Below are 3,574 nucleotides of genomic sequence, written 5' to 3'. Positions count from 1 at the left end.
GGGGGGGGGGGGGGGGGGGGGGGGTTGCGCGGCCCGGCGTTCGCGGGATGCCGTCGCGCCCACCCGTGCCGCTGGGGGCACCTCCCAGGCCCTTGAGGCACTGGGGGAGGCACGACTGCCCGCGGACGGCGAGGTCAGGGGTGGGGGTCCTCTATGAGGGACGACTTGGCCAGTAGGTAGGCCAGTTGGGCTCTGCTCCGGCTGTTCAGGGACTCCGAGGCTTTTCTGATGTGGGTGGAGACGGTCCGGGTGCTGATGCCCAGGCGCTTGGAGATCGCGGCGTCCGTGTGGCCCTCCACCATCAGCCGGAGCACGGCCCTGCGGGTCTCGTCGGTCATCAGGGGCGGTCTGCTCAGCTCCTGGGAGATGCTGACCGGCTCGGCGCGCTGCCAGGCGTGGTCGAAGACGGTGGCCAGGTAGGCGACGATCGCGGGGTGTTCGATCGCCAGGGCGGTGGTGTCCAGGTCGAGCAGCGGGTCGGGGATGAAGGCGATGCGCCGGTCGTAGATGATCAGCCGGTCGAAGACCTCGTTGAGGGTGCGGATCTGCGCCCCGGCCACCGTGACCTTCTCGATGTAGGCGAGCGTCGGTCCGTGGGTGCGCACGGTGTGCTGGTACAGCGTGCGCTGTCTGACCCCCCTGGCCAGCAGTTCCAGGTTGTCCGCCAGGACGCGGGCGAGGGTGTCCGAGGGCCTGGCGCCGCCCGGCTTGGCGGTGACCAGCTCCTCCCGGCAGTCGTCGCGGGCCTGGCGCAGGGCGGCCCGGATGACGTCGGTGCCGCGCAGCAGGCGCACCGCCGTGCCGGACACCCGGTGTTCCTCGCGGTAGACGTCCTCGGCGGAGGAGAGGACCTCCTGGATGGCGGCGATGGTGTGCTGCTGCACCAGGACGGCGCGTTCGATGGGCCGCCGCAGCTCGTTGCTGGCGATGTCGGGAGGCACGGCGCCCAGCAGTGCCGGGTCCTCGGCCATCGGGCGCAGCAGCCCCAGTTCGATCAAGCAGTCCGGAATGTCATCCTTTATCGGTCCCTTGGTGAGGGCCTCGCGGTAGCGCCGGAGGCCGTTCTCGCACAGCGCCACCACGTTGGGTTGCGGGCTTATGTCCGGATTTCTGCACATACACACCCCCTTCTGGTTTCTGCACTGCGTGATCGCGATGCTACCCAGACGTCCGTACGGACGGTTTCCTGCGGCATAGTTCCAAGGGCGAAAACACAACAGCTTTTCGCCAAACGGAAGGGTAATCATGAAATTAGCGAAGCCGACCGCGAAGGAATTCGCAGGAATTCTCGCGGCGGCACTGGTGACGGGATTCGCGGTCCAGATATCGGGCGCGCAGGGCGTACCCGCCCCGGCGGCCCAGGAGGCCGGCCCCACACCGACGCAGTCGACCCCGGTCGGCGGCCCGCCGGACGACGGGTGGCCGTAAACCCCCTGAGGACGCCGACACCGTCAGGGGAGCCGGGCAACTCACTCGACACACGGGGGCGCGTGATGAGCACGAAGGCAGAGACCATCGGCATCATTCTCGCCGGCGGCCGAGGTGAACGGGCCAAACCGATCACCCTGGAGTCCGCCGACTACATCAGGAGCAAGGCGCTCATCCCGTTCGTCGGCCGACGCCTCATCGAGTGGGTGCTGGAGTCCTGCCGGGTACAGGGGATCCGCCGCTTCTACGTGGTGACGCACGGCCTGGAGAACCGCAACCAGATCAAGTTGCTGCTCGGCCACGGCGAACGCCACGGCGTACGGATCACGTACTCGCGCTCGCGCTTCGACCGCTACAACGTCGGGTCCGCCGGCGCCACCCTGCACAACCTCGAACAGTGGGACCTGCAGGGACGCGCGCTCGTGCTGCCCGTCGACTCCCTCTTCGACTTCGACCTGGGCGCCCTGCACGCCACCCACGACGCACGGGACGCGCTGGTCACGGTGGCGGCGGTCGCCCGCACCCCGGCCGAGATCGCCCACAAGTACGGGGTGATGCGCACCGACGAACGGGACCTGGTCCAGGGCTTCGTGGAGAAGCCCGGCCTGACGGAGCTGGGCGAACTGTTCCCGCGGACCCTGGCGGAACCCGGCACCGGGCTCCCCACCAACGCCGGGATGTACCTGGTGGACTGCGGCCGGCTGCGGCTGCTCGCACGGGAGCCGGAGCTGTTCCGGCAGTCGCACCAGCGCCTGGACTGGGGCGGCGACCTGCTGCCCTGGCTGGTCCGCCACGGCCATCCGGTGGCCACACACACCATCGGCCGCCTCGGCGACCTGGGCAACGTGCCCGACTACCTGGACACCGTACGGCTCGTGCTCAACGGCGCGTACGAGCAGATGAACCGTCTGATGGACCGACCCGACGACACCGCCCGGCGGCGCTGGATCCACGAGTCCAGCCTGCAGACGAAGGACGACGTCACCGGCACCACCCTCGCCCAGAAGATCGACGAGGGCTCGGTGGTGATCGGGGCGGGCGTCCGGATCGGCCGGGACGTGGAGATAGGGCCGGGGGTGCGCCTGGAGAACGCGGACGTCGGCGACGGGGCCGAGGTCCGCGAGGGCAGCACCCTGGTCCGCTCCACCGTGGGCGAGTCCGCGGTGATCGGCGCGTACGCCGACATCGCCGACAGCTACATCGGCCCGATGGCCGAGGTCCGCTCCGAACGCACCCGGCCGATCCGGCTGGAGCGCCACACGGCGGTCGGTGACGGCGCCGTGCTCTGGCCGGGCTCACGGCTGTGCGGGGTGACGGTCTATCCCCGCCTGCGTGTGCCCGCCCTGGCGGGGGTGCCCGCGCGGACCGAACTGAGGAGCGCCGAGGACGTCCTGCGCTGGGTGTGAGTCCGTCTCGCCCCGGCCCAGGCTGACCAGGGAGGGCCCCATGCACAACCCCATCGCCGTCGTCGGCGGAGCAGGCCGGCTCGGCACGCTCGTCACGCGCCGGCTGACCGAGCAAGGCCACCGGGTACGGGTGGTGAGCCGGCATCCGCAACGCGGCCGGCTGCCGCTCGGAGTGGAGCTCCACCGCGCGGACGTACGGTACGCGGACACGCTGGCCCCCGCCCTGCGGGACTGCTCCGCGGTCGTGTTCGCCGTCGAACCCGGAACCGCCAACTCCGGCCCGGACAGTCCCGAGGCCACCATGTACGACGGAGTGCGCAACGTGCTCTCCGCCGCCACCGAGCACGGCGAGCGCCCGCACGTGGTGCTGGTCAGCCAGATCTTCGTGACCCGCCGCGAGCACCCGATGAACGCCTACGGCCGGCTCCTCGACTGGCGGCTGCGCGGCGAGGACGCCGTACGCGCCTGTGGCCTCCCGTACACGGTGATCCGGCCGAGCTGGCTGACCGACGACGCGTTCGCCGGCGCCCGGGTCCGCTTCGAGCAGGACGACCGGGGCGACGGCTGGGTCTCCCGTACCGCGGTCGCGGAGGCGTGCGTGCAGGCGATCGGCGTGCCCGAGGCCTCGGGCAGGACCTTCGAGATCTACAACGAGCCCGGGGAGGCCCCGGCGGACTGGTCGCCGCTGTTCCGGCGGCTCACCCCGGACCGGATCCTCGCCTGGGCGGGCGGCCGCACCT

The 3,574-nt window shown here is 71.0% G+C and carries 4 protein-coding genes; 3 read left to right on the top strand and 1 reads right to left on the bottom strand.

Features of this window, described 5'->3' with window-relative positions:
* Positions 1-134: 134 nt before the first annotated feature.
* Positions 135-1,118 carry a helix-turn-helix transcriptional regulator gene (locus B7767_RS30885; protein ID WP_085575022.1) on the bottom strand — a complete coding sequence of 328 codons (984 nt, stop codon included), beginning with the start codon at positions 1,116-1,118 and terminating at the stop codon, positions 135-137.
* 127 nt (positions 1,119-1,245) lie between these two features.
* On the opposite strand from B7767_RS30885, the gene B7767_RS46670 reads away from it, so the two are divergent.
* The 3 genes from B7767_RS46670 to B7767_RS30875 all read left to right on the top strand — a co-directional run.
* Positions 1,246-1,428: a hypothetical protein gene (locus B7767_RS46670; protein WP_107486420.1), complete on the top strand. Its 183-nt coding sequence runs from the start codon at positions 1,246-1,248 to the stop codon at positions 1,426-1,428.
* 65 nt (positions 1,429-1,493) lie between these two features.
* Complete coding sequence (locus tag B7767_RS30880; RefSeq protein ID WP_085575021.1) at positions 1,494-2,834, top strand: sugar phosphate nucleotidyltransferase; 1,341 nt, start codon at positions 1,494-1,496, stop codon at positions 2,832-2,834.
* Between the two features lie 40 nt (positions 2,835-2,874).
* On the top strand, positions 2,875-3,574 hold a 700-nt coding region (locus B7767_RS30875), incomplete at its 3' end, for an SDR family oxidoreductase (RefSeq protein WP_085575020.1).

Origin of the sequence: Streptomyces sp. 13-12-16 (assembly GCF_002114215.1) — a bacterium.
In the GTDB taxonomy this organism is placed as follows: Bacteria; Actinomycetota; Actinomycetes; order Streptomycetales; family Streptomycetaceae; genus Streptomyces.
This window is presented reverse-complemented; position numbering and strand designations above follow the sequence as displayed.